22 protein-coding genes are annotated in these 26,943 nt (G+C 48.3%); all 22 read left to right on the forward strand.

Annotated elements, in window-relative coordinates:
• The first annotated feature begins 35 nt into the window (after positions 1-35).
• Positions 36-1,175, forward strand: a complete 1,140-nt coding sequence (locus HNR77_RS02160; protein ID WP_184180304.1) for a 1-deoxy-D-xylulose-5-phosphate reductoisomerase — start codon at positions 36-38, stop codon at positions 1,173-1,175.
• Between the two features lie 114 nt (positions 1,176-1,289).
• Positions 1,290-2,561, forward strand: coding sequence for an RIP metalloprotease RseP (gene rseP / locus HNR77_RS02165; RefSeq protein ID WP_184180306.1), 1,272 nt, complete (start codon positions 1,290-1,292; stop codon positions 2,559-2,561).
• A 62-nt stretch (positions 2,562-2,623) separates the two neighbouring features.
• A complete protein-coding gene (gene proS, locus HNR77_RS02170; protein ID WP_184180308.1) occupies positions 2,624-4,078 on the forward strand; it encodes a proline--tRNA ligase in 1,455 nt (484 codons plus the stop codon).
• Between the two features lie 168 nt (positions 4,079-4,246).
• The gene (locus tag HNR77_RS02175) at positions 4,247-8,569 is read left to right on the forward strand and encodes a PolC-type DNA polymerase III (RefSeq protein WP_184180310.1); all 4,323 of its coding nucleotides are present in this window, start codon (positions 4,247-4,249) and stop codon (positions 8,567-8,569) included.
• Positions 8,570-8,828: 259 nt separating this feature from the next.
• Positions 8,829-9,290 (forward strand): ribosome maturation factor RimP, encoded by a 462-nt coding sequence (gene rimP / locus HNR77_RS02180; RefSeq protein WP_184180312.1) that lies wholly within the window; start codon positions 8,829-8,831, stop codon positions 9,288-9,290.
• Between the two features lie 123 nt (positions 9,291-9,413).
• Complete coding sequence (gene nusA / locus HNR77_RS02185; protein ID WP_090923835.1) at positions 9,414-10,511, forward strand: transcription termination factor NusA; 1,098 nt, start codon at positions 9,414-9,416, stop codon at positions 10,509-10,511.
• Positions 10,512-10,536: 25 nt separating this feature from the next.
• Complete coding sequence (rnpM, locus tag HNR77_RS02190; RefSeq protein WP_110893089.1) at positions 10,537-10,845, forward strand: RNase P modulator RnpM; 309 nt, start codon at positions 10,537-10,539, stop codon at positions 10,843-10,845.
• Positions 10,838-11,167, forward strand: coding sequence for a L7Ae/L30e/S12e/Gadd45 family ribosomal protein (locus HNR77_RS02195; protein WP_184180475.1), 330 nt, complete (start codon positions 10,838-10,840; stop codon positions 11,165-11,167). Before rnpM ends, HNR77_RS02195 begins: the two co-directional genes overlap by 8 nt.
• Complete coding sequence (gene infB / locus HNR77_RS02200; RefSeq protein ID WP_184180314.1) at positions 11,160-13,739, forward strand: translation initiation factor IF-2; 2,580 nt, start codon at positions 11,160-11,162, stop codon at positions 13,737-13,739. The genes HNR77_RS02195 and infB overlap by 8 nt, the downstream gene beginning before the upstream one ends.
• 25 nt (positions 13,740-13,764) lie before the next feature.
• Positions 13,765-14,130 (forward strand): 30S ribosome-binding factor RbfA, encoded by a 366-nt coding sequence (gene rbfA, locus HNR77_RS02205; protein ID WP_090923831.1) that lies wholly within the window; start codon positions 13,765-13,767, stop codon positions 14,128-14,130.
• Positions 14,131-14,149: 19 nt separating this feature from the next.
• The gene (locus HNR77_RS02210; protein WP_184180316.1) at positions 14,150-15,127 is read left to right on the forward strand and encodes a DHH family phosphoesterase; all 978 of its coding nucleotides are present in this window, start codon (positions 14,150-14,152) and stop codon (positions 15,125-15,127) included.
• Positions 15,121-16,044 (forward strand): tRNA pseudouridine(55) synthase TruB, encoded by a 924-nt coding sequence (gene truB, locus HNR77_RS02215; RefSeq protein ID WP_184180318.1) that lies wholly within the window; start codon positions 15,121-15,123, stop codon positions 16,042-16,044. Before HNR77_RS02210 ends, truB begins: the two co-directional genes overlap by 7 nt.
• Before the next feature lie 70 nt (positions 16,045-16,114).
• The gene (locus tag HNR77_RS02220; protein ID WP_397365946.1) at positions 16,115-17,053 is read left to right on the forward strand and encodes a bifunctional riboflavin kinase/FAD synthetase; all 939 of its coding nucleotides are present in this window, start codon (positions 16,115-16,117) and stop codon (positions 17,051-17,053) included.
• Positions 17,054-17,238: 185 nt separating this feature from the next.
• Complete coding sequence (gene rpsO, locus HNR77_RS02225; protein WP_056700672.1) at positions 17,239-17,508, forward strand: 30S ribosomal protein S15; 270 nt, start codon at positions 17,239-17,241, stop codon at positions 17,506-17,508.
• A 260-nt stretch (positions 17,509-17,768) separates the two neighbouring features.
• On the forward strand, positions 17,769-19,871 hold the full coding sequence (pnp, locus tag HNR77_RS02230; RefSeq protein WP_111270046.1) for a polyribonucleotide nucleotidyltransferase: 2,103 nt from the start codon (positions 17,769-17,771) through the stop codon (positions 19,869-19,871).
• Positions 19,872-20,052: 181 nt separating this feature from the next.
• Positions 20,053-21,048, forward strand: coding sequence for a polysaccharide deacetylase family protein (locus tag HNR77_RS02235; protein ID WP_311768555.1), 996 nt, complete (start codon positions 20,053-20,055; stop codon positions 21,046-21,048).
• Positions 21,049-21,149: 101 nt separating this feature from the next.
• Positions 21,150-22,430, forward strand: a complete 1,281-nt coding sequence (locus HNR77_RS02240; protein WP_184180322.1) for a M16 family metallopeptidase — start codon at positions 21,150-21,152, stop codon at positions 22,428-22,430.
• Positions 22,387-22,839 (forward strand): dUTP diphosphatase, encoded by a 453-nt coding sequence (gene dut / locus HNR77_RS02245; protein WP_184180324.1) that lies wholly within the window; start codon positions 22,387-22,389, stop codon positions 22,837-22,839. The genes HNR77_RS02240 and dut overlap by 44 nt, the downstream gene beginning before the upstream one ends.
• 150 nt (positions 22,840-22,989) lie before the next feature.
• A complete protein-coding gene (gene dpsA / locus HNR77_RS02250; protein ID WP_184180326.1) occupies positions 22,990-23,889 on the forward strand; it encodes a dipicolinate synthase subunit DpsA in 900 nt (299 codons plus the stop codon).
• Positions 23,886-24,482 (forward strand): dipicolinate synthase subunit B, encoded by a 597-nt coding sequence (locus HNR77_RS02255; RefSeq protein WP_110893066.1) that lies wholly within the window; start codon positions 23,886-23,888, stop codon positions 24,480-24,482. The genes dpsA and HNR77_RS02255 overlap by 4 nt, the downstream gene beginning before the upstream one ends.
• 231 nt (positions 24,483-24,713) lie before the next feature.
• On the forward strand, positions 24,714-25,931 hold the full coding sequence (gene dapG / locus HNR77_RS02260; RefSeq protein WP_111270050.1) for an aspartate kinase: 1,218 nt from the start codon (positions 24,714-24,716) through the stop codon (positions 25,929-25,931).
• Between the two features lie 48 nt (positions 25,932-25,979).
• Positions 25,980-26,858: a 4-hydroxy-tetrahydrodipicolinate synthase gene (dapA, locus tag HNR77_RS02265; protein ID WP_184180328.1), complete on the forward strand. Its 879-nt coding sequence runs from the start codon at positions 25,980-25,982 to the stop codon at positions 26,856-26,858.
• The last annotated feature ends 85 nt before the right edge of the window (positions 26,859-26,943 follow it).

Raw genomic sequence — 26,943 nt, forward strand, 5'->3', positions numbered from 1 at the left:
GCAGGCGTTGGATTCATTAGAAGTGAGGTGCAGCAATGAAAAAAATAGCGATACTCGGTTCGACAGGTTCAATTGGAACGCAGACACTAGATGTTGTCGATATGCATCCAGAGCATTTTCAAGTGGAAGCCCTGGCTGCCGGAGGCAATACGGATTTGCTGATTGAACAGGCGAAACGTTACCAGCCGAAGAAAATCTCGGTAGGCTCTAAGGAATTAGCTGAAAAGGTAATGCCTTATATGCCAGCGGGCACCAAAGTGTATTATGGTGCAGAGGGTCTCATTGAGATTGCGGCAGGAACAGACGCAGACACTGTAGTTACGGCTGTTGTCGGAAGTGTTGGTCTTGAGTCTACGCTTGCTGCCATAGATGCAGGTAAACAGATTGGACTAGCCAACAAAGAAACACTGGTTACAGCCGGGCATATCGTTACAGCAAGAGCTGCGGCGAAGGGTGTTTCCATCCTGCCCGTGGACAGTGAACATTCAGCTATCTTTCAGTGTTTAAACGGTGAGAATCGCTCAACTGTGGCGGGTATCACATTGACTGCGTCCGGGGGCTCGTTCCGGGATTTGACACGTGAACAGCTGCAGCAGGTGACCGTAGAGGATGCACTCAAACATCCAAACTGGTCCATGGGCTCCAAAATCACGATCGACTCCGCGACAATGGTTAACAAAGGTCTTGAGGTTATCGAAGCACATTGGTTGTTTGGACTGGCATATGACCAGATTGATGTGCTTCTCCATCCTGAGAGCATTATTCATTCTTATGTTGAATTTGAAGACACAAGCATCATTGCACAGCTCGGAACTCCGGATATGCGGGTTCCAATTCAATACGCACTGACTTACCCTGATCGTATGTCTTCTCCGGCGAAGCGGCTGTCTCTTGCGCAGATTGGAAAGCTTCATTTTAAAGAGATGGACATGGGGCGTTACCCGTGTTTAAGAATGGCATATGAGTGTGGTAAAATGGGGGGGACGGCAACAACGGCGTATAACGCAGCCAATGAGGTTGCCGTAGCCCGTTTCTTGCGGAAGGAGATTTCATTCCTTAAAATAGAAGATATCATTGCTTCAGTGCTGGAGGCACACAGCAATGTGGAACAGCCTGATCTAGAGCAAATTGCTGCTTGTGATCAGAACAGCCGAGAGCTGGCATCCATGTTGTAATCTCTTTTTTTCATACGAAGTAGGAAGAAGTGATTCTCTTGTGCGGCATTAGAGAATAATGATAATCTAGAGGGACAGACTGCGGTACGTGCCGTGAAGGAGGATGGATAGGGATTGGAAACCATACAAGTGGTATTTCTAACGGTGCTCATGTTCTTTGTCATCGTGACGGTGCATGAATGGGGGCATTATTATTTTGCCAAACGCGCCGGCATTCTTGTACGGGAATTTGCGATCGGTTTTGGTCCCAAATTATTCTCATATAAAAGAAATGAGACGCAGTTTACACTGCGCTTGTTGCCCTTTGGCGGATATGCTCGGATGGCGGGAGAAGACCCGGAACTGATTGAAATTCAGGAAGGACAGACGATTGCGGTTCGAGCAGTGGATGATGAGGTCAAATGGATCTATCTGGATCAGCTGGACAATCGCAAAAATGTTATTCGCGGAGAAGTGATTTCCATTGATATGGAGAATGCGCTCAAGCTTCAGCTGGATGTAGACGGTGAAATGCAGCACTATCGCATTCATCCGCAAGCGATGCTGGTGAGCCGTGGCAAACAGACGCAGATTGCTCCAAAGGATCGGCAGTTTGGCAGCAAAACAGTAGCTCAACGCGCGATGGCTATTTTTGCAGGGCCTTTGATGAATTTCATTCTCGCTTTTGTATTGTTTGCTGTCTATGCCCAGATGGCAGGAGTTCCGGTAGAAAATCCGAAAAACCTGCAAATTGGTGAAGTATTGAAGGGCGGAGCTGCAGATCAGGCGAATTTGCAAAAGGGCGATATCATTGAAACGATTAACGGTACAGTGATCGGTACAGATTCAAAGAAAATGGTGGAGATGATTGCCGAATCTAAAGACAAGCCTATGGAGTGGACACTGCGTCGAGGTAATGAGACGTTTAATATTACGATTACACCTCGGGCGGTGGAAGGACAGGAAGGCGGCAAGGTTGGCATTGTGCCTACACTGCCTACACGCTCTGTGGGATTCGTGGAAACCTTCAAAGTTTCAGGAGTGGCCATGGTGGATACTACCAAAGTCATTTTCGAAGGATTCAGACATCTCATCAATCAATTCAGCATGGACGATATCGGTGGTCCTGTGCGTACGTTTGAAGTTACAGGACAGATTGCGAAGCAGGGAATTGAGCAATTAACAAGATGGGCAGCCATTCTCAGCCTCTATCTCGGTATCTTTAATTTGCTTCCGATTCCTGCGCTTGACGGCAGTCGTCTCGTATTCTTGGGTATTGAAGCGCTTCGCGGTCGTCCGGTTGATCCAAACCGGGAGGGCATGGTGCATTTTGTTGGATTTGCAATGCTCTTTGTGCTGATGCTGGCGGTAACATATAATGATATACTACGTTTAATTAACGGATAATTACGGTTTGACTACGCTCTGAATATTCAGTGCTGGTCTTTATGGGAGGACGCTGGAGTCTTATGTCAAAGGAAAACGATAAACAATTCGTGACTGAAATTACACCTCAGAGTGAGGATTTCTCACGCTGGTATATTGATGTGATCAAAAAGGCAGATCTCATGGACTATTCACCGGTTCGTGGCTGTATCGTGTTTAAACCGGACGGTTTCGAAATCTGGGAACATATCAAAGATGAGATGGATCGCCGCTTCCGTGAAACAGGCCATCGCAATGCGTATTTCCCGATGTTCATTCCGGAGAGCTTTTTCCAGAAGGAAAAGGAACATGTGGAAGGTTTTAATCCGGAGCTGCCTTGGGTCACTGAAGCTGGCGGAGAAAAGCTGGAGGAACGTTTGGCGATTCGCCCGACATCCGAAACGATTATTGGACACATGTATTCCAAGTGGATTCAGTCCTATCGCGATTTGCCAGTATTGATTAACCAATGGGCTAACGTGGTTCGTTGGGAAAAGAGAACACTGCCGTTTCTGCGTACAAGTGAATTCCTGTGGCAAGAGGGACACACAGCCCATGAGACCGAAGAGGAAGCACGCGAAGAAACGATGAAAATGCTGGAGATTTATCGTGAGGTTGTAGAAGAGTATCTTGCGATTCCGGTTATTACAGGTCAGAAAACCAAATCAGAGAAGTTTGCCGGAGCGGTGGACACGTTCTCGATTGAAGCGATGATGAAGGATGGACGCGCCGTACAAGCGGGTACTTCTCACTACATGGGCACAAACTTTGCCAAAGCTTTTGAAATTCAATACTTAAGCCGGGAAAATGTACTGGAGCTGGCTCATACAACCTCCTGGGGAACGAGCACACGTTTGATCGGTGCTTTGATCATGGTTCATGGGGATGACCGTGGTCTTGTGCTGCCGCCAAAAGTGGCACCAACTCAAGTGGTCATGATTCCAATCGGACCGCCTAAAACACGTGATGCGGTTGTAGGTCGTGCCGATGAGCTGTTTGCAGAGATGAAAAAAGCTGGTATTCGTGTGAAGATGGATGATCGCAGCGATGTTCGTCCAGGCTGGAAGTTTAATGAATACGAGATGCGCGGTGTACCGATTCGCCTGGAGATTGGCCCACGTGATATGGAGAACGGCGTATGCGTGCTTGTATCCCGGATCACGGGTGAGAAAAAGGTTGTCGAGCAGGCCAATCTGGTAGAAGAAATTCAGGCGATGTTAACGCAAGTGCAGTCGGATATGCTTGACCGTGCCCGCCAGTTTATGTCAGACAATTTCTATTCCGTAGATACACTGGATGAAATGAAAGAGCTGATGGAGAACAAACGTGGATTTACACTTGCTGGCTGGTGTGGTTCGGAAGCTTGTGAGGATAAAGTGAGAGAAGTTACCGGGGCAACAAGTCGGAACATTCCGTTCCAGCCTGCGGAAGAAAAGCACACATGTTTGGCTTGTGGTGAAAAAGCGCAGCACACGGTTGTGTTTGCAAGAGCATACTAGGGCGTATTTTGACCCTGGTCAGAATAGTTTGACCAAGAGAGCTTATTCACCGGTTTAGTCATGAATGAAGAGCTTCTGTCGGATAAAATGGATCGGTGCGGGTTCGGATCGGGAACATTTTTGAATACAGAGGCTTTTCATGTTTTAAGGGGGTACAGGAGGAACACGATGAGTGGATTTGAGGAGAAGAGAAAGCGGTTTGAGTTGTTGATGAAACAGGCAGAGCTTCCGGCGGGTTTGACTGATCCTTATTTCCTGGATGGATGGATTGAACAGGTCGAGACCAATCGTACCAATCGCGAATGGCATATTCAGATCGGGAAGGACACATTGGTGCCTGCGCCGATCTATCGAACGTTCAGTCTGCATATTCAGGAGAAAATGAATCATATCGCAAAGATTACGTTTGGCTTTAAATATACGGATAAAGTGCTGTCCGGTGATATCGTGAATGAATACTGGAATTTGTTTCTCGAGTGGGTCACCCGCGAGATTCCGTCAGTTAATGGCTGGATGAATCGTGCAATTGTTGAATGCGAAGCTGATTTGCTGCAGCTGACCATGAGTGACTCCACGTCAATGGAACTGGCACGCAAGAAACAGATTGATCAGGCCATCGCTACTTTCTATGAAAAGTATTTTCACCTGCCGCTGCGCATCAAGATACAGGTTGGTGAAGCGGGAAGCAACAAAGAAGCGATGGAGCAGTTTCAGGCGCAGAAGAAGGTAGAAGAGCGACAGGTTATTGAGAAGATGATGAGCGAAGTCGTTGAGACCGAATTGCCGGAGGAAGAAGATCAGGGCGACGTTCGTCTGCAAATGGGTTATGAAATCAAAGAGCCGGCTGTGCCTATGCAGGAGGTTCAGGATGAGGAGAAAAAAATTACTCTTCAAGGAACAATCTTTGGTCTGGACCGTAAGGAACTGCGCAATGGCAATACGCTGTTTACATTCTATCTGACGGATTTTACGGACTCCATGCAAATGAAGATGTTCGCCAAAACGAAAGAGGATGTCAAAATTCTCAGCCTGCTGGCTAATGGAAAATGGGTAAAAGTGCGCGGACGTGTAGAATACGACCGGTTTATGCAAATTCCTGAGCTGGCGATGATTCCATCCGATCTGACCGAAATTAAAGCACCGCCATCCCGCAAGGATACGGCGGAGGAGAAGCGGGTAGAATTCCATCTGCACACGACGATGAGCACGATGGATGCCGTGACATCCATTGATAAATACGTGAAGACAGCCGCTGACTGGGGGCATAAAGCCATCGCTGTTACGGATCATGGCGGCGTGCAGGTGTACCCGGAGGCAGCAAAGGCGGCAAAGAAAAACGGGATTAAAATGATTTATGGTCTTGAGGCCAACGTTGTAAATGATTCTGTTGCTGTCGTTATGGCACCGCAGCCGATTGAATTGAAAACAGCCACCTATATTGTCTTTGATATCGAGACTACAGGTCTTTCTGTTACACAGAACAAAATTATCGAGATCGCGGCGGTCAAAGTGCAAGAGGGTAAAGAGATCGACCGATTTGCAACGTTTGTGAATCCACATGAACGAATTCCATATAACATTCAGCAGCTGACCAATATTACCGATGAGATGGTCAAAGATGCACCTGAACTGGAGCCCGTCATTCGTGACTTTGTTGCTTTTGCAGGGGATGGAGTGCTGGTGGCACACAATGCACGGTTTGATATGGGCTTTATTCAGGCGTCACTCAAAAACCTCGGTATGCCCGAGATGCCAAACCCGGTGCTTGACACATTGGAGCTGGCTCGGCTTTTATATCCAAAAATGAAAAATCACCGCCTGAATACGCTGGCGGACAAGTATAAAGTTGCACTGGAAAGCCATCACCGGGCGATTGATGATACGATTGCACTCGCGGGAATCCTGAACGGACTTCTCAATGACGCTGCACAGTTAAAAGGTCTGACGATGCTGGATCGTTTGAATGATTACGTTGGGGTGGACCTTTCCAATACACGACCATTTCACTGTGGCATCTATGCGTTGAATGATGTGGGCAAGAAGAACCTGTACAAGCTGGTTTCCCTGTCTCATACGGAATATTTCAAACGTGTTGCGTGTATACCGAAATCCAAGCTGGTAAGCTTGCGGGAAGGCTTGGTCGTTATATCCGGCTGCGAAAAGGGAGAGTTTTTCGAGGCTGTCCTGAACAAATCCGTGGAAGAAGCGGAGGAAATCGCAGAGTTCTATGACATTCTGGAGATTCAACCGCTTACCATGTATATGCATTTGGTTGACAAGGGGCTTGTAGCCACGCCAGAGGAGCTTAAAATTGCGGTTCGTAAAGTGGTGGACATCGGAGCCAAATTAAACAAACCTGTCATTGCGACGGGGAACGTGCACTATTTGGAGCCAAGGGATAAAATTTACCGCGATATTACGATTCATGGTATTACCGGCTTCAGCCCGCTTAAAGATCAGCGTAAACCGGATGCTCACTTTAGAACCACGGCAGAGATGCTGGAGGAGTTCCAGTTCCTGGGACAGGATAAGGCGTATGAGGTAGTTGTTACCAACACCATAGAGCTTGCGGACCGTTTTGAAGAGATCAAGCTGTTCCCGGATAAACTGTTCACGCCAATTCTGGAAGGTGCGGATGAAGAGATTCGGAATACCTGCTATAACACAGCCAAATCCATTTATGGAGAAGATTTGCCGGAGGTCATCGTAGCGCGGCTCGAGAAGGAGCTTCAGCCAATTATCAAATACGGTTTCTCAGCCAACTATCTGATCTCGGAGCGTCTGGTGAAAAAGTCAAATCAGGACGGCTATCTCGTAGGTTCTCGGGGATCGGTTGGTTCATCCGTTGTGGCAACGTTCCTGGGAATTTCCGAGGTTAACCCGCTTCCGGCTCATTACATCTGTGTGAATCCTGAATGTAAATACAGCGAGTGGTTTCTGGACGGAAGTGTGCCGAGTGGATTCGACCTTCCAGAGAAACCTTGTCCGAAATGCGGAGGTAATCTGAAAGGGGAAGGGCAGGATATTCCGTTTGAAACCTTCCTTGGATTCAAAGGGGACAAGGTTCCCGATATCGACTTGAACTTTTCGGGTGATTATCAGCCGCATGCCCACAACTATACAAAAGTGCTGTTTAGTGAGAAGAGTGTATTCCGTGCAGGCACCATTGGTACGGTTGCCGAGAAGACAGCATTTGGTTTTGCCAAGAAATATGAAGAGGAACATCACAAAAAATGGCGCGGGGCAGAGCTTAATCGTCTGGCATCCGGCTGTACGGGTGTGAAACGAAGCACGGGACAGCACCCCGGCGGTATTGTCGTTGTTCCTGATTATATTGAAGTGGAAGATGTCACTCCGGTGCAGTACCCGGCAGATGATGTTACGGCAGAGTGGAAAACAACCCACTTTGACTATCACGCTTTTGAAGAAAATCTGCTGAAGCTTGATATTCTGGGGCACGATGATCCGACCATGATGCGTATGCTGCAGGATCTGACAGGAGTTGACCCGACGACCATTCCAATGAATGATCCCAAGGTTATGAGCATGTTCAACTCCACGGATGCGCTTGGGGTAACGCCGGAGCAGATTCGATCTCCTGTTGCAACCTTCGGTGTACCGGAGATGGGAACCAAATTCGTGCGTCAGATGCTTGTCGAATCCCAGCCGTCGTCTTTTGCCGACTTGCTGCAGATCTCGGGGTTATCTCACGGTACGGGAGTATGGCTAGGCAATGCACAGGACCTGATCAAAAATGGTACATGTAACATCAAGACGGTAATTGGCTGCCGGGATGACATCATGCTGTTCCTGATCTACAAGGCGGGAATGGATGCAAGTCTGGCGTTTAAAATTACAGAAAGTGTGCGTAAAGGGCGGGGACTGCCGCAGGAATGGATTGATGAGATGAAAAAGTGCAAGGTACCGCAATGGTACATTGACTCCTGTCTCAAAATCCAGTACATGTTTCCGAAGGCCCACGCGGCCGCTTACGTTATTTCCGCAGTGCGCACTGCATTTTTCAAGCTGTATCATCCGATCGAATATTATGCGACATATTTTACCGTTCGCGCAGACGAGCTGGATATCGAGCTGGTGTGTCAGGGCTATGATGCAATCTATCGCAAAATTGTAGAGATTGAACAGCTTGGATTCCAGGCTCCGCCAAAAGAAAAGAACATGCTGCCTGTTCTCGAAATGGCGCTGGAAATGACGGCGCGCGGCTTCTCGCTTAAACCGATCGATCTGTATCGTTCCGAAGCGACAAAGTTCATTGTGGACGGAAAATCCTTGATTCCTCCGTTCTCTGCACTGGCAGGCATCGGGGATAACGCGGCTCGTAACATTGCGGCGGCACGTGAACACGGTGAGTTCCTGTCGATTGAGGATTTCCAGCAGAAGTCAAAAGCGACCAAAACGATCGTGGAGCTGCTGACCAACATGGGATGTTTCCGCGGGCTGCCTGAGAGCAACCAGCTTTCGTTGTTCTAAGCCAGGCCGGATCAGCTTGTTTTCCAATGGGTGATGCAGAAGGATCCGATTTTTTCTTCATTAGTGCGGCTGGTCCGCAAAGGATGGCTTACTTGTCACTATTACCAGACTATGTTATAATTTTTGAAGTGAACGAGATAGTACGAATTTCTGAAGAGTGGGGAAACCCACTCTTTAGTCTTTGGTATACAAGAATCTTGGGTATTTAATCATCTGCCAGCGATACAGATGGTGTAACCTAAGTTGGAGGTTATCGGTTTTGAGCACAACGAATATTAAATCTACCGTGGAAGAAATGATCCAACCCTACTTGAACGAACAAGGCTTCGAGCTGGTTGACATCGAATACGTCAAAGAAGGCAGCAACTGGTTTTTACGGGTGTATGTCGACAAAGAAGGTGGAATTGACATCGACGATTGTGTCTTGATCAGCGAAAAGCTGAGCGCCAAGCTGGATGAGAACGATCCGATTCCATCTGTCTATTTCCTTGAAGTGTCTTCTCCCGGTGCGGAACGTCCACTGAAGAAAGCGGAGGATGTTGCCAAAGCTGTAGGTAAAAATGTGTTTGTCACAACCTACGAGCCGGTGAATGGAATGAAGGAGTTCGAAGGCAAGCTGGTTTCCTTTGATAACGGGGAGCTTGTCATTGAAGCAGGCAAGAAGCAGCATACCGTTTCTTATGAAAAGGTTGCCAGTGCGCGCCTGGCTATTTTGTTTTAAGTGCCTTGTTCACTTGATTAATGAAAAAGACACATCTCACGATAACGGCAAGGTGCTCACAAGTTTCGAGCCTTTCGCCGTTTTACGTATGAGATGCCATGTTTGAAAGGGGGATCAACATTCATGAGTATGGATTTTATTGAAGCAATGAATGAATTGGAACGGGAAAAAGGGATTAGCAAGGATGTGCTGTTTGAAGCAATCGAAGCTGCACTTATCTCCAGCTACAAGCGTAATTTTAACACGGCCCAGAACGTACGTGTTGACATGAACCGCAATACGGGGGTAATTCGGGTGTATGCCCGCAAGCTGATCGTAGAAGAAGTTCTGGATTCGCGCACGGAAATTTCGTTGCCTGCTGCACGGGAAATCAACCCACACTTCCAGCTGGAAGATATTGCGGAGATTGAAGTTACGCCGCGCGACTTTGGACGTATCGCCGCACAGACGGCCAAACAGGTTGTTACCCAGCGAATTCGTGAAGCCGAACGCGGCCTGATCTACAATGCTTTCGTAGATAAGGAAGAAGATATCGTTACGGGAGTAGTGCAGCGTCAGGATTTGCGCAATATCTACATCGATCTGGGCAAAATCGAAGCGGCACTGCCTCTTACCGAGCTAATGCCGAACGAAAAGTTTGTTCACGGTGATCGCATCAAGGCGTACATCACCAAGGTAGAAAATACGACCAAAGGGCCGCAAATCATCTTGTCACGTACTCACCCGGGACTGCTGAAACGTCTCTTTGAACTGGAAGTGCCTGAAATTTTTGACGGCGTAGTGGAGATTCGCTCCGTTGCTCGTGAAGCTGGATTCCGTTCCAAGATTGCAGTTCACTCCCGCAACGAGGAAGTTGATCCGGTGGGCTCCTGCGTAGGTCCTAAAGGAATGCGCGTGCAGACCATTGTGGGTGAGCTGCGCGGTGAGAAAATCGACATCGTTCGTTATTCCGAACAAGTGGATGAATATGTGGCTAATGCCCTGAGTCCATCCAAGGTCTTGGAGGTTCACGTGTTCGAGGAGGAAAAGATGGCTCGAGTGATCGTTCCTGACTATCAACTGTCCCTTGCCATTGGCATCAAAGGCCAAAATGCCAGATTGGCAGCCAAACTGACAGGCTGGAAGATCGACATTAAGAGTGAGAGCCAGGCGGAGCAGGAATTCGGTAGAGAAAAAGATTCTTCTTCAGAAATGCACCAGGATTCCGTCTCCGTCGACTAAAGGAAAGCACGGGGGGCGCTGACGTATGAAACCAAAAAAAGTGCCGATGCGCAAATGTGTCGCTTGTCAGGAAATGATGCCTAAAAAGCAGCTGATTCGCATCGTTAAAACGCCTGAGGATGAAGTGCTGATTGATTTGACGGGTAAAAAGTCTGGACGTGGCGCATATTTGTGTGGCAAAGAGTCCTGCTTCAAGCTTGCACTTAAAAATCGGGCGCTGGACCGGGCGCTGAAAAGCAAAGTTTCACCCGAGATATATGAACAGCTTGCTGCTGACTTCATTGCAGTAGAGGATGAATTTATTGCTGCACAGGGGCGTGAAGAGGATGAGTGATGCAAAAGTATTATCTTACCTCGGGCTTTCTATGCGTGCTGGCAAGCTTGTCACAGGTGAAGAAATTGTACTGAAAGCGATCCGTTCAGGTGACGCCAGGATGGTTATAGTTGCAGGCGACGCTTCGGCGAATACACAAAAGAAATTTCGCGACAAATGTGGTACTTACAAGGTTCCGCTTCTTATCGGATGGGATCGCGACCGTATTGGGTCAAGCATCGGTAAAGATACGCGGGTGGTTCTTGCAGTAACAGACCTTGGGTTTGCAAAAATGATCTCCAAGCAAGTCGGTATAATGTCGGAGGTGGAGTATATTGAGTAAACAGGAAAACAAGGAAAAATTGCGAGTTTATGAATATGCGAAGTCCCTTAACATGAGCAGCAAGGAAATTATAACCATTCTTAAAAAGCTGGATATTCCCGTTAACAATCATATGAGCGTGATGGAGAATGGTTCAGTCAGCAAGGTGGAACAATTTTTTAAAGATATCAAATCCACTGCCGCATCCAAACAGGGTGGCGAAGCCAAATCGGTAGCCACTTCGTCTGTGCGCAGTGACAAACCAGTGGACAGCAACAAGCCGGGCGGCGGAGTGAACACGCCGAAGAGCAGCAGTACAACCGGTAGTCCCGTACAAACAAAAATACAACAGGAAAAGCAGGTAGGTATGAACAATAGACCAAATTCCAACAATAACAATGGCGCACAAAGATCAAGCGGCCAAGACAGCCGTAACAGAACAACAACTTCCCAGGGCTCAAACCAGGGAGGACAATCAGGAAATCGTCCAAGACCAGCTTCGAGTGGTCAAGGAAACACGGGTTCCCGTCCGCAAGGCACGGGTCAACGTCCGAACAATAGCGGCGGTCCTGGCAGAACTTCAGGACCTAACAGTGGTGGTAACGCTGGCAACAGCGGCAACCGTAGCGGTGGCCAAGGACAAGGGCAAGGACAAGGTGGCCAACGCAGAGGCAGTCAAGGTAACGCAGGCAGCAACAATGGAAATCGCTCCAACAATAGTGGCGGTGGACGTCGCTTTGACGACAACCGCGGCGGCGGCAATTTCCGCAATAACCGTGGCGGCAAGAACAACCGCAACAGAAATCAGCAGCAGTATGTACAGCGTGAAAAAATTGATAACACACCGAAGAAAATCATCGTTCGTGGTGATATGACGGTTGGTGAAACAGCGAAGCTGCTTCATAAAGATGCTTCCGAAGTTATCAAAAAGCTGATTGGTATGGGTGTGATGGCAACCATTAACCAGGAGCTTGATATTGACACGATTCTTCTGCTTGCAGGTGAGTTCGGTGTTGAAGTTGAAGTGAAGATTGTGCTTGAAGATGACCGTTTCGAAAATGTCGAGGAGAATGACGATCCTGCAGACCTGCAGTCCCGTCCTCCGGTTGTAACGATCATGGGTCACGTTGACCATGGTAAAACAACATTGCTCGATGCGATTCGTTCCACGAATGTAACGGGCGGCGAAGCTGGCGGTATCACACAGCACATTGGTGCATATCAAGTTGAGATTAACCATAAGAAAATTACGTTCCTGGATACACCGGGTCACGAAGCGTTTACAGCAATGCGTGCTCGTGGAGCACAGGTTACGGATATTACCATTATTGTGGTAGCAGCCGATGATGGCGTTATGCCGCAAACGGTTGAAGCGATTAACCACGCAAAGGCAGCGGGTCTGCCAATCATCGTGGCGGTTAACAAAATCGATAAGCCAGGCGCTGATCCGGACAGAGTGAAGCAGGAACTTACGAACTACGAGCTCGTACCGGAAGAGTGGGGCGGAGACACGATCTTTGTTAACGTATCTGCGAAGCAGAAGATGGGTCTCGAAGGTCTTCTTGAGATGATTTTGCTCGTTGCTGAAGTGAACGAGTACAAAGCTAATCCGGATAAACGTGCCCGTGGTACGGTTATTGAAGCCGAACTGGATAAAGGCCGTGGTCCGGTTGCACGTATTCTGGTGCAGCATGGTACGCTCAAAGTCGGCGATGCTTTCGTTGCAGGGAACTGCTTCGGACGTGTACGTGCGATGGTGAATGATAAAGGTCGTCGCTTGAAAGAAGCTGGACCTTCTACACCTGTTGAGATTACAGGTCTGACAGAAGTGCCGGGTGCGGGAGATCCATTCATGGTGTTTGAGGATGAGCGTAAAGCTCGTTCGATCGCTGAGAAACGTGCGATCACACAGCGCGAATCCGATCTCGGCTCGAATACAAGGGTTACGCTGGATGATCTGTTCCAGCACATCAAAGATGGTGAGATCAAGGATCTGAACGTAATCATTAAAGGTGACGTACAAGGTTCGGTTGAAGCATTGAAAGGTTCCCTTGCGAAAATCGAAGTTGAAGGCGTGCGCGTGAAAATTATTCACAGTGGTGCCGGTGCGATTACAGAATCCGATATCATTTTGGCAGCAGCATCCAACGCCATCGTGATTGGTTTCAACGTTCGTCCGGACAGTCAGGCCAAATTGACTGCTGATCAAGAGCAAGTAGACATCCGTCTGCACCGCGTTATCTACAGCGTGATCGAAGAGATTGAACAAGCGATGAAAGGTATGCTTGATCCGATCTACAAAGAAAATGTGATTGGTCATGCGGAGGTTCGCAGCACGTTCAAAATCAGCAAGGTGGGTACGATTGCAGGATGTATGGTTACTTCCGGTAAAATTACCCGTGCAGCAGAAGCTCGCTTGATTCGTGATGGCATTGTGCTGTATGAAGGCAAGCTGGATTCCCTGAAACGTTACAAAGATGATGCCAAAGAAGTAGCTCAAGGCTACGAGTGTGGTATTACACTGGATAATTACAACGATCTCAAAGAAGGCGACGTTATCGAAGCCTTTATTATGGAGACCGTACAACGATAAGCAAGGAAGTATGAGGTGAACAACAATGGCTAAGATTCGTACAGGTAGAGTGGGCGAGCAGATCAAGAAAGAATTGAGTTTGCTTATCCAGTCAGAACTGAAAGATCCACGTATCGGCTTTATTACCGTTACGGGTGTTGAAGTGACTGGTGACTTGTCGCAAGCCAAAGTTTATCTGAGTGTCTTCGGTGAACAGGAGCAGAAGGATAACTCGCTTAAAGCACTTGCGAAAGCAAACGGCTTTCTGCGCACGGAACTGGGCAAGCGTATCCGGTTCCGTCATGTTCCCGAATTGATATTCAAGATCGACGAATCTATTGCATACGGCAGCCGGATTGAAAAGCTGCTTGGCGATATTGGTTCCGACAACGACAAAAACGAATCCCAGTAACAGAATAGAGGAGACGGCAATGCACACTTATGAACAGGCGCTTCAGGCAGGGAAACAATTCCTGCTGGAGCATGACGATTACCTGGTCGTGTCGCATGTACAGCCGGACGGTGACGCAGTCAGCTCGACGGTAACGGTGGGCTGGCTGCTGTCATGTCTGGGAAAGACATTCACCATGATAAATGAAGGTGAAATTCCGCAGCGCATGCGTTTTTTATGGCAGGCCGATGCCATTGTGAACATGACCGAACAACCCCCGGAGCGTAAGTATAAAGCGATCATCTGTGTTGATTGTGCTGATTTTGCCAGAGTGGGTCTTACCCGTCAATATTTTGAAGAAGACGCCATAATTTTGAATATTGATCATCACCCGACGAACAACGGTTATGGTGCAGTAAATATAATCAAATCAGATGCAGCGGCAACAGCCGAAATTTTGTTTGATTTTCTACAGCTTTTCGATATTAAGTGGAACAAGGACATTGCTACGGCGGTATACACAGGTCTGTTGACAGATACGGGCGGGTTCCGATATGCCAATACAAGCCCGAATGTAATGGCCGTAGCTTCGCGTTTGCTGGAACATGGTGTGGATGGTCCTCATCTTGCGCAAATGCTGCTGGAGGAAGTTACGCTTCCCCAGGTTCGCATTCTGAACAAAGCGCTCTCTTCTTTGCAGATGACGGAAGATGGCAGAGTGGCCTGGGTTGTTATTACACCAGATGACATGCAGGCATGCGGAGCAGTTAATGAGGATTTGGAAGGCATTGTAAACTTCGCTCGCAACATTCGCGGTGTGGAAGTGGGTATCTTTTTCAAAGTCATCAATGACAATGCAGTGAAGGCATCCATGCGCTCAGCTGGTAAAGTAGATGTTGCAGCGTTAGCACAGACCTTCGGTGGCGGCGGACATGTGCTCGCAGCTGGCTGCCGGTTGGAAGGCAAGCTGGAGGAAGTCGTGGAAAAAGTGCTGAAGCAGGTGAACTTACAATGGTAAAGCCGTTTGAAGGTGTGTTGCCAGTGTATAAGCCAGCCGGTTTTACTTCTCATGATGTCGTAGCCAAAATGCGCCGGATCCTGAAGATGAAACGTATCGGTCATACGGGTACGCTTGATCCTCAGGTGACCGGGGTTCTCCCGCTCTGCCTGGGGCGGGCTACACGAGTGGTCGAGTATATGCAGGAGCTTCCCAAGGAATATCTGGCAACGCTCAGGCTGGGACTTGCTACAGACACAGAGGATCTGACCGGTGAAGTCACTGAACGTTCATCGTCAGCTGTAGAAGTAACACAGGATCAGGTACAGCAGGTACTGGAGCAGTTTCTTGGTACCATCTCACAGGTTCCGCCTATGTATTCTGCTGTAAAGGTTGATGGGAAACGATTATATGAACTTGCACGTGAAGGCAAAACGGTAGAACGCAAGAGTCGTGAAGTTACCATCTATGAGCTGGAGCTGACCGGAATAGAGAGTAATGATGGCACAACCGACATATCTTTTCGTGCCTTATGCTCGAAAGGAACGTATATCCGTACATTATGTGTAGATATCGGGCGCAAGCTTGGGTTCCCCTCTACAATGGTGAAGCTGGAACGTACCATATCTGCAGGAATATCTGCAGAGCATTGTCTCCATATAGAAGAAGTTGAAAAGCGCATGGCTGAAGGCACGCTGGCTGAGGCACTGATCCCGGTAGATGAAGCGATTCCTTCCATTCCTGCCCACAAGGTCGGAGAAGAGCAGATGAAAGGGGCCCTTCAGGGGCAAAAGCTTTCCGCTCGCCTACTGGAGCCGCCAGTGGAGCAGCCTGGACTGCTTCGTCTCTATGCTCAGGATGGCACGTTTCTGGGGATATTTGAGCGGGATGAATTGAAACCAACCGTGAGGGCTGTTAAAGTTTTCTTACCGGAATAAAAAGGAACCAGGCTTGGAGTGATGACGAGGTTCAAGCTTGGCCCATCAAGTGAAATGCAGGTGAATGATTGTGAAAACCGTAATGTTAACCTATCCGCAGACATTACAATCCGCGGAACTGAGTACACATCCCCAAGTGCTGGCAATTGGTCAATTCGACGGGCTGCATCTCGGACATGCAAGCGTCATTCTATCCGCTGTTCGCATTGCGCGGGAATCGGGTAAGAAGGCAGCTGTCATGACCTTTCATCCACACCCGAAGGAAGTTATGCGCAAAGGGGATTACGAGGGATACCTTACCCCGCTGAGAGACAAAGAAGAGATTTTGGCTGGTATGGGAGTGGATATTCTCTACGTGGTTGAATTTAATGAATCTTTTTCAAAGTTATCTCCAGAGCAATTTGTGCATGAATTGTTACTTCCTCTTCAGACACAAACTGCCGTTGTCGGATTTGATTTTCGTTTCGGTCATAAAGGAGCAGGCGATGAACAGTTGCTGCGTACCTTGGGTGGAAGCGAGATGACGGTAGAGACAGTTCCTCCGTTTCTGCTTGGCGGGGAGAAAGTGAGCAGTTCACTCATCCGTGCGCTGCTGAAACGTGGCGAAATGGATGAGGCCAGTCAGTGGCTTGGCCGTCCATACAGCATTAGAGGCACTGTTATTCATGGAGAAAAACGCGGGCGTACCATTGGTTTTCCGACCGCTAACCTTGAGCTTGTCGATCATTACGTTACGCCAGCCAAAGGGGTATATGCTGTGCGGGTGAAGGTCGGCGATCAAGAGCTTGCTGGTGTGATGAACCTGGGTGTCAAACCGACTTTTCACGAGAATGGCATGAAACCGACCTACGAAGTGCATCTGCTTGATTTTGACGGTCAAATCTATGATCAGGAACTGAAAGTGGAACTGGTGCATTACATACGAAATGAGCAAAAATTTGGATCGATTGATGCCTTGATTGCTCAGATTCGCCAAGATGCATTGACCGCCGCTCGTCTGTTATCCTGAAAATAGAATAAAACAAAGGATGTTTACATTTTTCATTTAAATTGATGTTTACATTTACTTTGTCCGGGCAACTATGATATAATGTACTACGTTGTCGATTGAGACGACATTAACCTTAGCTTGGTTGCAGGCTCTCACCGGCGGTGACGAGGCTAACGGCGATTATAATGAAGGAGGTGAATAGGATGGCATTGACTCAAGAACGCAAACAACAACTGATCGACGAGCACAAAACTCATGAGTCCGATACTGGATCACCTGAGGTGCAAGTTGCTATCCTTACGGAAAACATCAGAAGTTTGACAGACCACTTGCGCACGCATAAGAAAGACCACCACTCCCGTCGTGGACTTTTGAAAATGGTAGGTCAACGTCGTAAGCTTTTGGCTTACGTGAAAAACAAAGATGTTAAACGTTACAGCGCACTGATCGAAAAACTCGGATTGCGTCGTTAATTATCGTACATGTTTTCAAACTCAACCTGGCTGTTATCCGCCTTTTCTTTTGTCTAAAAGGACAAGCGGACCTCACAGCCGGGTTGTTTTGTAGATGAACATGTTGCCATATATTTGTAGCTGAGGGCTCCGCAAGGAGCTTTTGTTTTGCAGGTATGCCTTTGTTTGGCATAACCATTGCTAATGAACGCCGGACAAGCAGGAAATACTGTGAATATGCAGAATCCATTGTGATAGGAACGAATTAAAGGAGGGATTTCATGGAACAGCGTGTTGAAATGCAGCTTGGTGGAAGAAAGCTTACGCTTGAAACCGGGCGTTTGGCCAAGCAGGCGAATGCTGCCGTTAAGGTGACATACGGAGATACCGTCGTATTATGTACCGTGACAGCATCAAGTGAGCCGAAAGATCTGGACTTTTTCCCACTGACGGTGAACTATGAAGAAAGATTGTATGCTGTAGGTAAAATCCCGGGTGGATTTATCAAGCGTGAGGGAAGACCATCAGAGAAAGCGATTCTGGCAAGTCGTCTGACTGACCGGCCGATTCGTCCATTGTTCCCGGAAGGTTTCCGTAACGATGTACAAGTTCTGAATATTGTAATGAGTGTGGATCAGGACTGCGAGCCACAAATCGCTGCAATGATCGGTACTTCGGCAGCACTGAGCATTTCCGATGTTCCGTTCAGCGGGCCGATTGGCGGTGTGAAGGTTGGTCGTATTGATGGTGAGTTTATCATTAATCCTACCATTGCTCAGCTGGAAGTGAGCGATATTGAACTGGTTGTAGCCGGAACAAGAGACGCGATTATGATGGTTGAGGCCGAAGCGAACGAAGTACCTGAAGAAGTGATGCTTGAGGCAATCATGTTCGGGCATGACGAGATCAAAAACATTGTAACGGTGATTGAACAGCTGGTACAGGTTGCAGGTAAAGAAAAAATGGAAGTGAAGCTCCACGCTGTAAACGCAGAAGTGAACAGCAGTGTGCGTGAGTTTGCAAGCGCACGTCTGGTGGAAGCTGTTAAAATTGCGGAGAAACACGCTCGTCAGGATGCGATTGACGCTGTGAACGACGAAACGGTTGCTCATTTTGAGGAGAAATACCTTGAAACACCGGAATTGCTGAAAGATGTGAAAGAAGTGCTGCACGATATCGTCAAAGAAGAAGTGCGCCGTCTGATCACACATGATAAAGTACGTCCGGATGGACGCGGCCTTGCCGAGATTCGTCCAATCGAATGTGACACTTCCCTGCTGCCGCGTACACACGGTTCAGGTCTGTTCACACGTGGACAAACACAAGCACTGAGCGTTTGTACTCTGGGTGCACTGGGTGACGTTCAAATTCTGGACGGCATTAGTCTGGAAGAAACCAAACGTTTCATGCATCATTACAACTTCCCGCCGTTTAGCGTAGGTGAAGCTCGTCCGCTTCGTGCGCCAGGACGTCGTGAAATCGGACATGGTGCGCTGGGTGAGCGTGCGTTGTCCAAGGTGATTCCTTCGGAAACGGACTTCCCGTACACGATCCGTCTGGTGTCTGAGGTATTGGAATCCAACGGTTCTACATCCCAGGCAAGTATTTGCGCAAGCACACTTGCGATGATGGATGCAGGCGTGCCAATTAAAGCTCCGGTAGCTGGTGTAGCGATGGGTCTGATCAAAGATGGAGAGCATGTATCCATTCTGAGTGATATTCAAGGTATGGAAGATCACCTGGGTGACATGGACTTCAAAGTAGCGGGAACACCTGATGGGGTAACTGCTATTCAAATGGATATCAAAATCGATGGTATTGACCGTCAAATTTTGTCCGAAGCGCTGGCACAGGCGAAAGAAGGACGTATGCACATTTTGGGCAAAATGACCGAAGTGATGAAAACTCCGCGTGAGCAGCTGTCTCAGTATGCGCCTAAAATTACAACGATGCACATCAATCCGGATAAAATCCGTGATGTTATCGGTGCTGGTGGTAAAATTATCAATAAAATCATCGAAGAAACCGGTGTTAAAATTGATATTGAGCAGGATGGCCGTGTCTTTATTGCTTCTTCCAATCAGGAAATGAATGATAAAGCCAAAGCAATTATTGAAGGCATTGTACGCGAAGTGCTGGTTGGCGAAATTTATGTCGGCAAAGTAAAACGCGTTGAAAAATTCGGTGCATTCGTTGAAGTGCTGCCAAACAAAGAAGGTCTGGTACACATTTCACAGCTTTCTACAGAGCGTGTTGCGAAAGTGGAAGATGTTGTGGCAATCGGTGATTCGATTACGGTAAAAGTAACCGAGATTGACCCGCAGGGCCGAATCAACCTGTCCCGCAAGGCTGTATTAACAGCGGAAGCTCCTGCGCAATCCTAGGCAGCTGACGTTTGAATAACCATTGAACGATTGAATGAAGAGACAGAATGCGAATTTCTGGCTCTTTTTTTAACGTTTAAATTGCAGCGTATGCAGCAGGCGCAGACGGATTGCGGGATTTAATCATAATCCTGCCCTTGTCCTCATATGATGGGGACAAAGACGGCGGGAGGATGGAGCTGTGAGAAACCAATCCAAAAAACTGGCGGTTGTTCTCGCGGGTGTGGCATCGGTCATGCTAATCGGACAAGTCGGCAGTGTACGTACATACATTACGGAAATCCGCGACGGACCAGGGACACAGAATGCGTTTGATATGTTTAAAGAAGCGACCGGGGAAGAATCACTATTATCTGCGATCAAGGATAAGGCAGCCGAAACCCGGATTGCTCCGGTGAATGCCAGGGTTGATCGTGTGTGGAAAGCGATTCCTGGTTACAACGGTCTGGAAATTGACGTGGAGGCGACCTATCGCAAGGCGCTGAGCGGCACGTGGAATACCAAAATTCCATATGTGTATCGTCAGATCGAGCCGGATATCCAGCTGAAAGACCTGGGTGCACATCCGATCTATCGAGGCAATGCCAATAAACCGATGGTTTCTTTTATGATCAATGTGGCCTGGGGCAATGAATTTCTCGTTCCGATGCTGGACACGCTGGATGCCGAAAAGGTGAAGGCTACTTTTTTTCTGGATGGCAGCTGGCTGAGCAAAAATGCGGAACTGGCCAAGGAAATTCAAAAGCGTGGGCATGAAATATCCAACCATGCGTATTCACACCCGAATATGAGCCGATTGAGTGCGGAGCGGGCAAAACTGGAGATTAGTAAAACGCAGGACCTGCTGCACCAAACGCTTGGGGTGGAAAATCGCTGGTTCGCACCCCCTTCGGGTGATTTTAATCAAAAGACGGTAGATATCGCAGCTTCAATGGGCCTGCAAACGGTATTATGGACGGTAGATACCGTGGACTGGCGGAAACCAAGTCCGGATTCCATTATTGCCAAAATAGCTAACAAAACCGAAGCCGGTTCATTAATCCTGATGCATCCTACAGCTTCCTCGGCAGGAGCGATGAAAGGCATGATTGATTCAATTCGGGCCAAGGGACTGGTGCTTGGAACAGTCAGTGAAACGTTGTCTTCGGAACGGGTGAAAGGCAACGCGGTTGAGTGAATGCTGTTTTTTTGTTAATATCAAAAAGTTGGAACCAAATGTCGATTGCAATCTGCAAGGATTGAGATCACGGCAATTATAGAGATGTAGGAGGGCCAACCGTGAAAAAAATTCAGCTGGGCAATGGCCTCAGAGTTGTAATGGAGCAAATTCCGACCTGTCGTTCCGTGTCATTTGGAATATGGGTCAAAACAGGTTCGCGGAACGAGCGTACCGAAAATAACGGGGTATCCCATTTTATTGAACATATGCTGTTTAAGGGGACAGAGCGTTTCGATGCCAAAGCGATTGCGGAGCAGTTTGACGCCATTGGCGGCAATGTAAATGCATTTACGTCCAAGGAGTATACCTGCTATTATGCGAAGGTGCTTGATGAACATCTGCCGATTGCAGTTGATGTATTATCTGATATGTTCTTCCGTTCCAAGATGGATGAGGGTGAATTGGCCAAAGAGAAAAATGTCATTTTGGAAGAAATCTCGATGTACGAGGATACGCCTGATGACATGGTTCATGATCTGATGGCTCTAGCCGCATATGGAGAGCACCCGCTCGCATATCCGATTCTGGGTACAGAAGAACGCCTCAAGGCGATGGACTCCAGTCATTTGCGTGCTTATATGAAAGAACATTATACGATCGAAAACACCGTTATCAGCATTGCGGGCAACATTGATGACAGAGTAATTGATCTGATGGAGAAGCATTTTGGCGCATTTGACGTTAAAGGGTTGTCCGAGGAAGTAAAAGTTCCAGCTTTCCAAAGCGGACAGCTTTTCCACAAAAAGAAAACGGAGCAGAACCACATTTGCATCTCGTTCCCTGGGTGTAAAATTGGTGATCCGCTGCAGTACGCCATGGTGGTGTTGAATAACGCGATTGGCGGAGGCATGAGCTCCAGACTGTTTCAGGAGATTCGTGAAAAGCGCGGACTCGCTTATTCCGTATATTCGTATCACAGCTCTCATGCGGACAGTGGACTGTTCACGATCTATGCGGGTACTGCTCCGAAGCAGACGAAGGAAGTGCTCGACTTGACCAAAGAGGTGCTGAGTGACTTGGCTGTCAATGGTTTATCTGAGGATGAACTGCGTAAGGGCAAGGAGCAGCTGAAGGGCAGTCTGATTCTGAGTCTGGAGAGCACAGGCAGCCGTATGAACCGACTGGGGAAAAACGAATTGATGCTTGGCAGACATCTTACGCTGGATGAGATGATTGCCAAAATTGAGCAAGTTACGATGAAGGATATCGATGCTGTACTTGATCTGATGTTTGCAGAGCCGTTTGCACTTGCAATGGTAGGCGCTTCAGACAAGACGATTGCTGGATTGAGAAGGGATGATTTGGTTGCATTACGTTCAAATAAAGAAGTTACCGGGTAACGAGGATATCAGGCTGCCGCAAAAAATGTCTGAGCTGGCTGCCGGCTTTGATGTTGTGGCTGCCTTGGAAGAAGAGGTTGTTCTGCAGCCGGGACAGCGTACGCTGATCCCGACCGGGCTTGCGATGGCGATGCCAGCCGGACTGGAAGCTCAGATTCGTCCGCGCAGCGGCCTGGCCTTCAAACACGGTATTACTTGTCTGAATACACCGGGAACAATTGACGCGGATTATCGTGGCGAGGTGAAAGTGCTGCTTATTAATCTGGGGCAGGAGCCGTTTACGATTGTACGCGGTGAACGGATAGCCCAGATTGTGTTCCAGACGGTGCCTGCGATCGAACTGACGGAGGTTGCTGAACTTTCGGAGACGGTGCGAGGAGAAGGCGGCTTCGGTCATACAGGCAAGTAATATACTGGAAATGAAATGTCGTCCCTTTGGGACGGCTTTTTTTATGTTCTGCCATCCTCTAATTCAGTTCGGATTCATTTATTGTTTTCACCCACCTGTGGGCCGCTGCATACGATAAGGCATACATGTGGTGAAAGGAGTGACGTCCCGATGCTGACCGGAGTCCGGATTGTCGTTCTGGGCGGAGATGCAAGGCAGCTTGAAGTCATTCGAAAGTGCGCCGAACTGGATGCAACGGTAAGTGTGGTAGGCTTCGACCAACTGGAACAGGTTATTCCGGGTATTGAGCACCGCGAACTTGAGGATGATGTGTTTGCTTCCGCAGATGTGCTGGTACTGCCTGTGGTGAGCTGTGATGATCAAGGGAAAGTAAGTTCTTCGTTTAGTGATACTGCAATTGTTTTGAAAAAAGAACATGTGGCTGCTTTGCCGGAGCACTGCACCGTGTTTACAGGGATGGCAAAGCCGTTTTTGCGTGAGCTTTGCCAGGAGAACGGTCTTCGGCTGATCGAGGTGCTGGATCGTGATGATATCGCACTTTGCAACTCTATTCCGACAGCGGAGGGAGCCATCGCCATTGCAATCAAGGAAACCGATATTACGATTCACGGCTCTGAATGTATTGTGCTGGGCATCGGTAGAACAGGGTTCACGCTGGCCAAAACACTGCAGGGGCTTGGAGCCAATGTACGGGTGGGAATCAGGCGGAATGAAGATGCAGTCCGGGCAGCCATCATGGGCTGGAAGCCTTTCATGACAACGGATTTGGCCGCTCAAACCGGGGAAGTTGACTTGCTTTTTAATACGATACCGACTATGATAATCACAGCACAAATCCTGTCCAGAATGCCTCAAAAAGCAGTCATTATTGACCTTGCATCCGCTCCCGGCGGCTGTGATTTCAGGTATGCCGACAAGCGCGGCATCAAGGCACTGCTCGCACCAGGCCTCCCCGGTATTGTTGCTCCCAAAACGGCTGGCGGCATTATTGCCGACGCGTTAATCCGTTTGCTTTTGGAAGAACAGAACGCACGGGAGGTTAAATCATGAACTGGCAGGGTAAAACGGTTGGTTACGCAATTACGGGGTCTCATTGTACGTTTGAAGAGGTTATGCCGGTCATTAGCCGCTTTGTTGCTGAGGGAGCCAACGTCATTCCAATTATTTCGAACTCGGTACTGACGACGGATACACGCTTCGGCACAGCGCAGAATTGGCAAAAACAATTGAAAGATATAACGGGTAATGATATCATTTCTACAATTGTTGAGGCGGAGCCTTTAGGGCCCTCTAAGCTGCTAGATGTGCTGGTCATTGCGCCATGCACGGGCAATACAACGAGCAAATTGGCTAATGCAATGACCGATAGCCCGGTGCTTATGGCTGCCAAAGCGCAGATGCGTAATCAGCGTCCGCTTGTGCTGGCTATATCGACGAATGACGGGCTTGGATTGAATGCAGCGAATATTGCAAAACTATTAGTGGCCAAATATTTGTATTTTGTGCCGTTTGGCCAAGATGATCCAGTGAAAAAACCGAATTCGTTAGTTGCCAAAATGGAGCTGATCCCCGAAGCTTGCTGGAGTGCACTGGAGGGCAAGCAGCTGCAGCCTATGATTGTGGAGCGTGCTTCACAGGCATAGAAGAGAGCTGTAGTCAGGGCAATAACGGTTATGCGCTCGAAGAATTGAAGAAGGGTTCGAGAGACAAAGAAAATCATGGTGCACGATAGCTGGCGTGAACAGCTACCTCTAACCACGTTCCTGTTTGTTAGGGCATTCCTGCATTATCGCATCGGAACGGTCCTTAGGGTGATCCATTTGTTGATCTGACTCGTGTCCAGTCTTCTTGCGTACACAAATGGAGGAATAAAGATGCGCATTATGGTACAAAAATTCGGAGGCACGTCTCTCTCTACCGTTCAGGCAAGAGAGCACGTGCTCCGGCATGTTAAACGTGAGCTTGAGGCAGGATTCAATCTGGTTATTGTAGTATCAGCTATGGGACGCCGCGGTGAGCCGTATGCGACAGATACACTTCTGGACTGGGCAGCGCAGAATGGGAACGCACTATCCGCACGTGAGAAGGATTTATTGCTGTGCTGCGGTGAAATTATCTCTGCAACAACGCTCAGCAGCCTGCTCGAACATGAAGGCATTCCAACATCAGTGCTCACCGGTGCACAAGCAGGGTTTGTGACGGACGACAATTTCGGGAACGCCCGGATATTGGATGTCCGTCCTGTTCGTGTGCTGGAACAGTTGCAGGAGGGTCGTGTTGTTATTGTAACAGGATTCCAGGGACAGACAGAGAAAGGTGACTTCACCACGCTGGGCCGTGGAGGCAGTGATACATCCGCAACAGCTTTGGGTGCTGCACTGCGTGCCGAAATGGTGGATATCTATACCGATGTAAATGGTATTTTGACGGCTGATCCCCGGATTGTTGAGGATGCACGTCCATTAACCGTAGTCAGCTATGCGGAGATTTGCAACATGGCTCACCATGGAGCCAAAGTTATTCACCCGCGGGCGGTTGAGATCGCCATGCAGTCTCAAATTCCGGTACGGGTAAGATCAACCTTTGCAGATACAGAGGGAACACTTGTAACGCATCCGGAAGGATTCAAGGACGTACAGACAGGGATTATAGATCGTTATGTGACAGGTATTGCTTATGTCAGCAATGTCACTCAAATTACGGTGGACGTTCCTGGCGGGGCGGATCGCTTGCAATTGAAAGTGTTCAAAACGATGGCCGAGAACTCAATCAGTGTCGACTTTATTAATGTTACCCCTTCGGGAGTTGTCTATACCGTGTTTGATAGTGATTCCGAGAAGGCGATACGTGTCCTGCAGGAGATTGGCCTGAAGCCACAAAGCTTGTCTGGCTGTGCCAAGGTCTCTGTCATTGGCGGGGGAATCAATGGTGTACCCGGCATTATGGCGCGCATCGTGGAATCCTTGACCCTGGCAGATATTCAGATTCTGCAATCGGCGGATTCCAATACAACGATCTGGGTGCTTGTCAAAAAAGAAGATATGGTTCAGGCCCTGAGGGCTCTTCATGCCTCATTTGAACTTCACTTATAAATCACCGGAGTTAGCGGAGCCAGACCTGTTTTAAGGGAGGAAATCGAATTGGACTTTGGAAGATTGATTACAGCAATGGTTACCCCGTTTAATGCAGCAGGCGAGATTCATTGGGAGGAAACGGCACGTCTTATTGATTATCTGATCGAAGATCAGAAGTCGGAGACTCTCGTGGTTTCGGGTACGACTGGGGAGTCGCCAACACTTAGTGATACAGAGAAAGTTCAATTATTCGAGTTTGCCGTGAAACATGCGGCTGGACGATGCAAAATTATTGCGGGAACGGGAAGCAACAATACGGCTCATTCTATCCATCTCACAAAGGAAGCTGAGCGTGTAGGGGCAGACGGTGTCTTGTTAGTTGTCCCATACTACAATAAACCGAGCCAGGAAGGCATGTACAGACATTTTGAAGCCATTGCTGCGGCAACATCACTTCCGGTAATGCTGTACAATGTGCCGGGGCGTACGGTAGCTAATTTGTCTGCAGCAACAACGTTACGTCTGGCACAAATTCCGAATATCGTGGCAACAAAGGAATGTGCTTCTATGGAGCAGGTGACATTGATTGCTGCCGGTGCGCCTGACCATTTCAGAGTATATTCGGGAGATGATGCTGCGGGACTGCCGGCTATTGCTGTGGGAGCTCACGGTATCGTTAGTGTGGCGAGTCATGTTGCAGGCGCTGAGATGAAACAAATGATAGAAGCCTTCTATGGCGGAGATCCTCTGCGGGCTACGCAGATCCATCAGAAGCTCTTTCCACTGTTCAAGGGACTCTTTGAGTGCCCTCAGCCGCTGCCGAATCCGGTAGCCGTAAAATATGCACTGACATTACGTGGTCTGAATGTCGGTTCGGTTCGTCTGCCACTTATTCCGCCAACAGAAGAAGAGCAGGTCTATATTAAAAATCTGCTTGATATGTAAATAAAAGTTGGGATTCTGCCATCGTTTATTAATTATTAGCATGAAAGCTTTGTTTAGCGAAGAGCCGCACCTCTTAACCCGAGGC

Source organism: Paenibacillus sp. JGP012 (assembly GCF_014203995.1).
In the GTDB taxonomy this organism is placed as follows: domain Bacteria; phylum Bacillota; class Bacilli; order Paenibacillales; family Paenibacillaceae; genus Paenibacillus; species Paenibacillus silvae.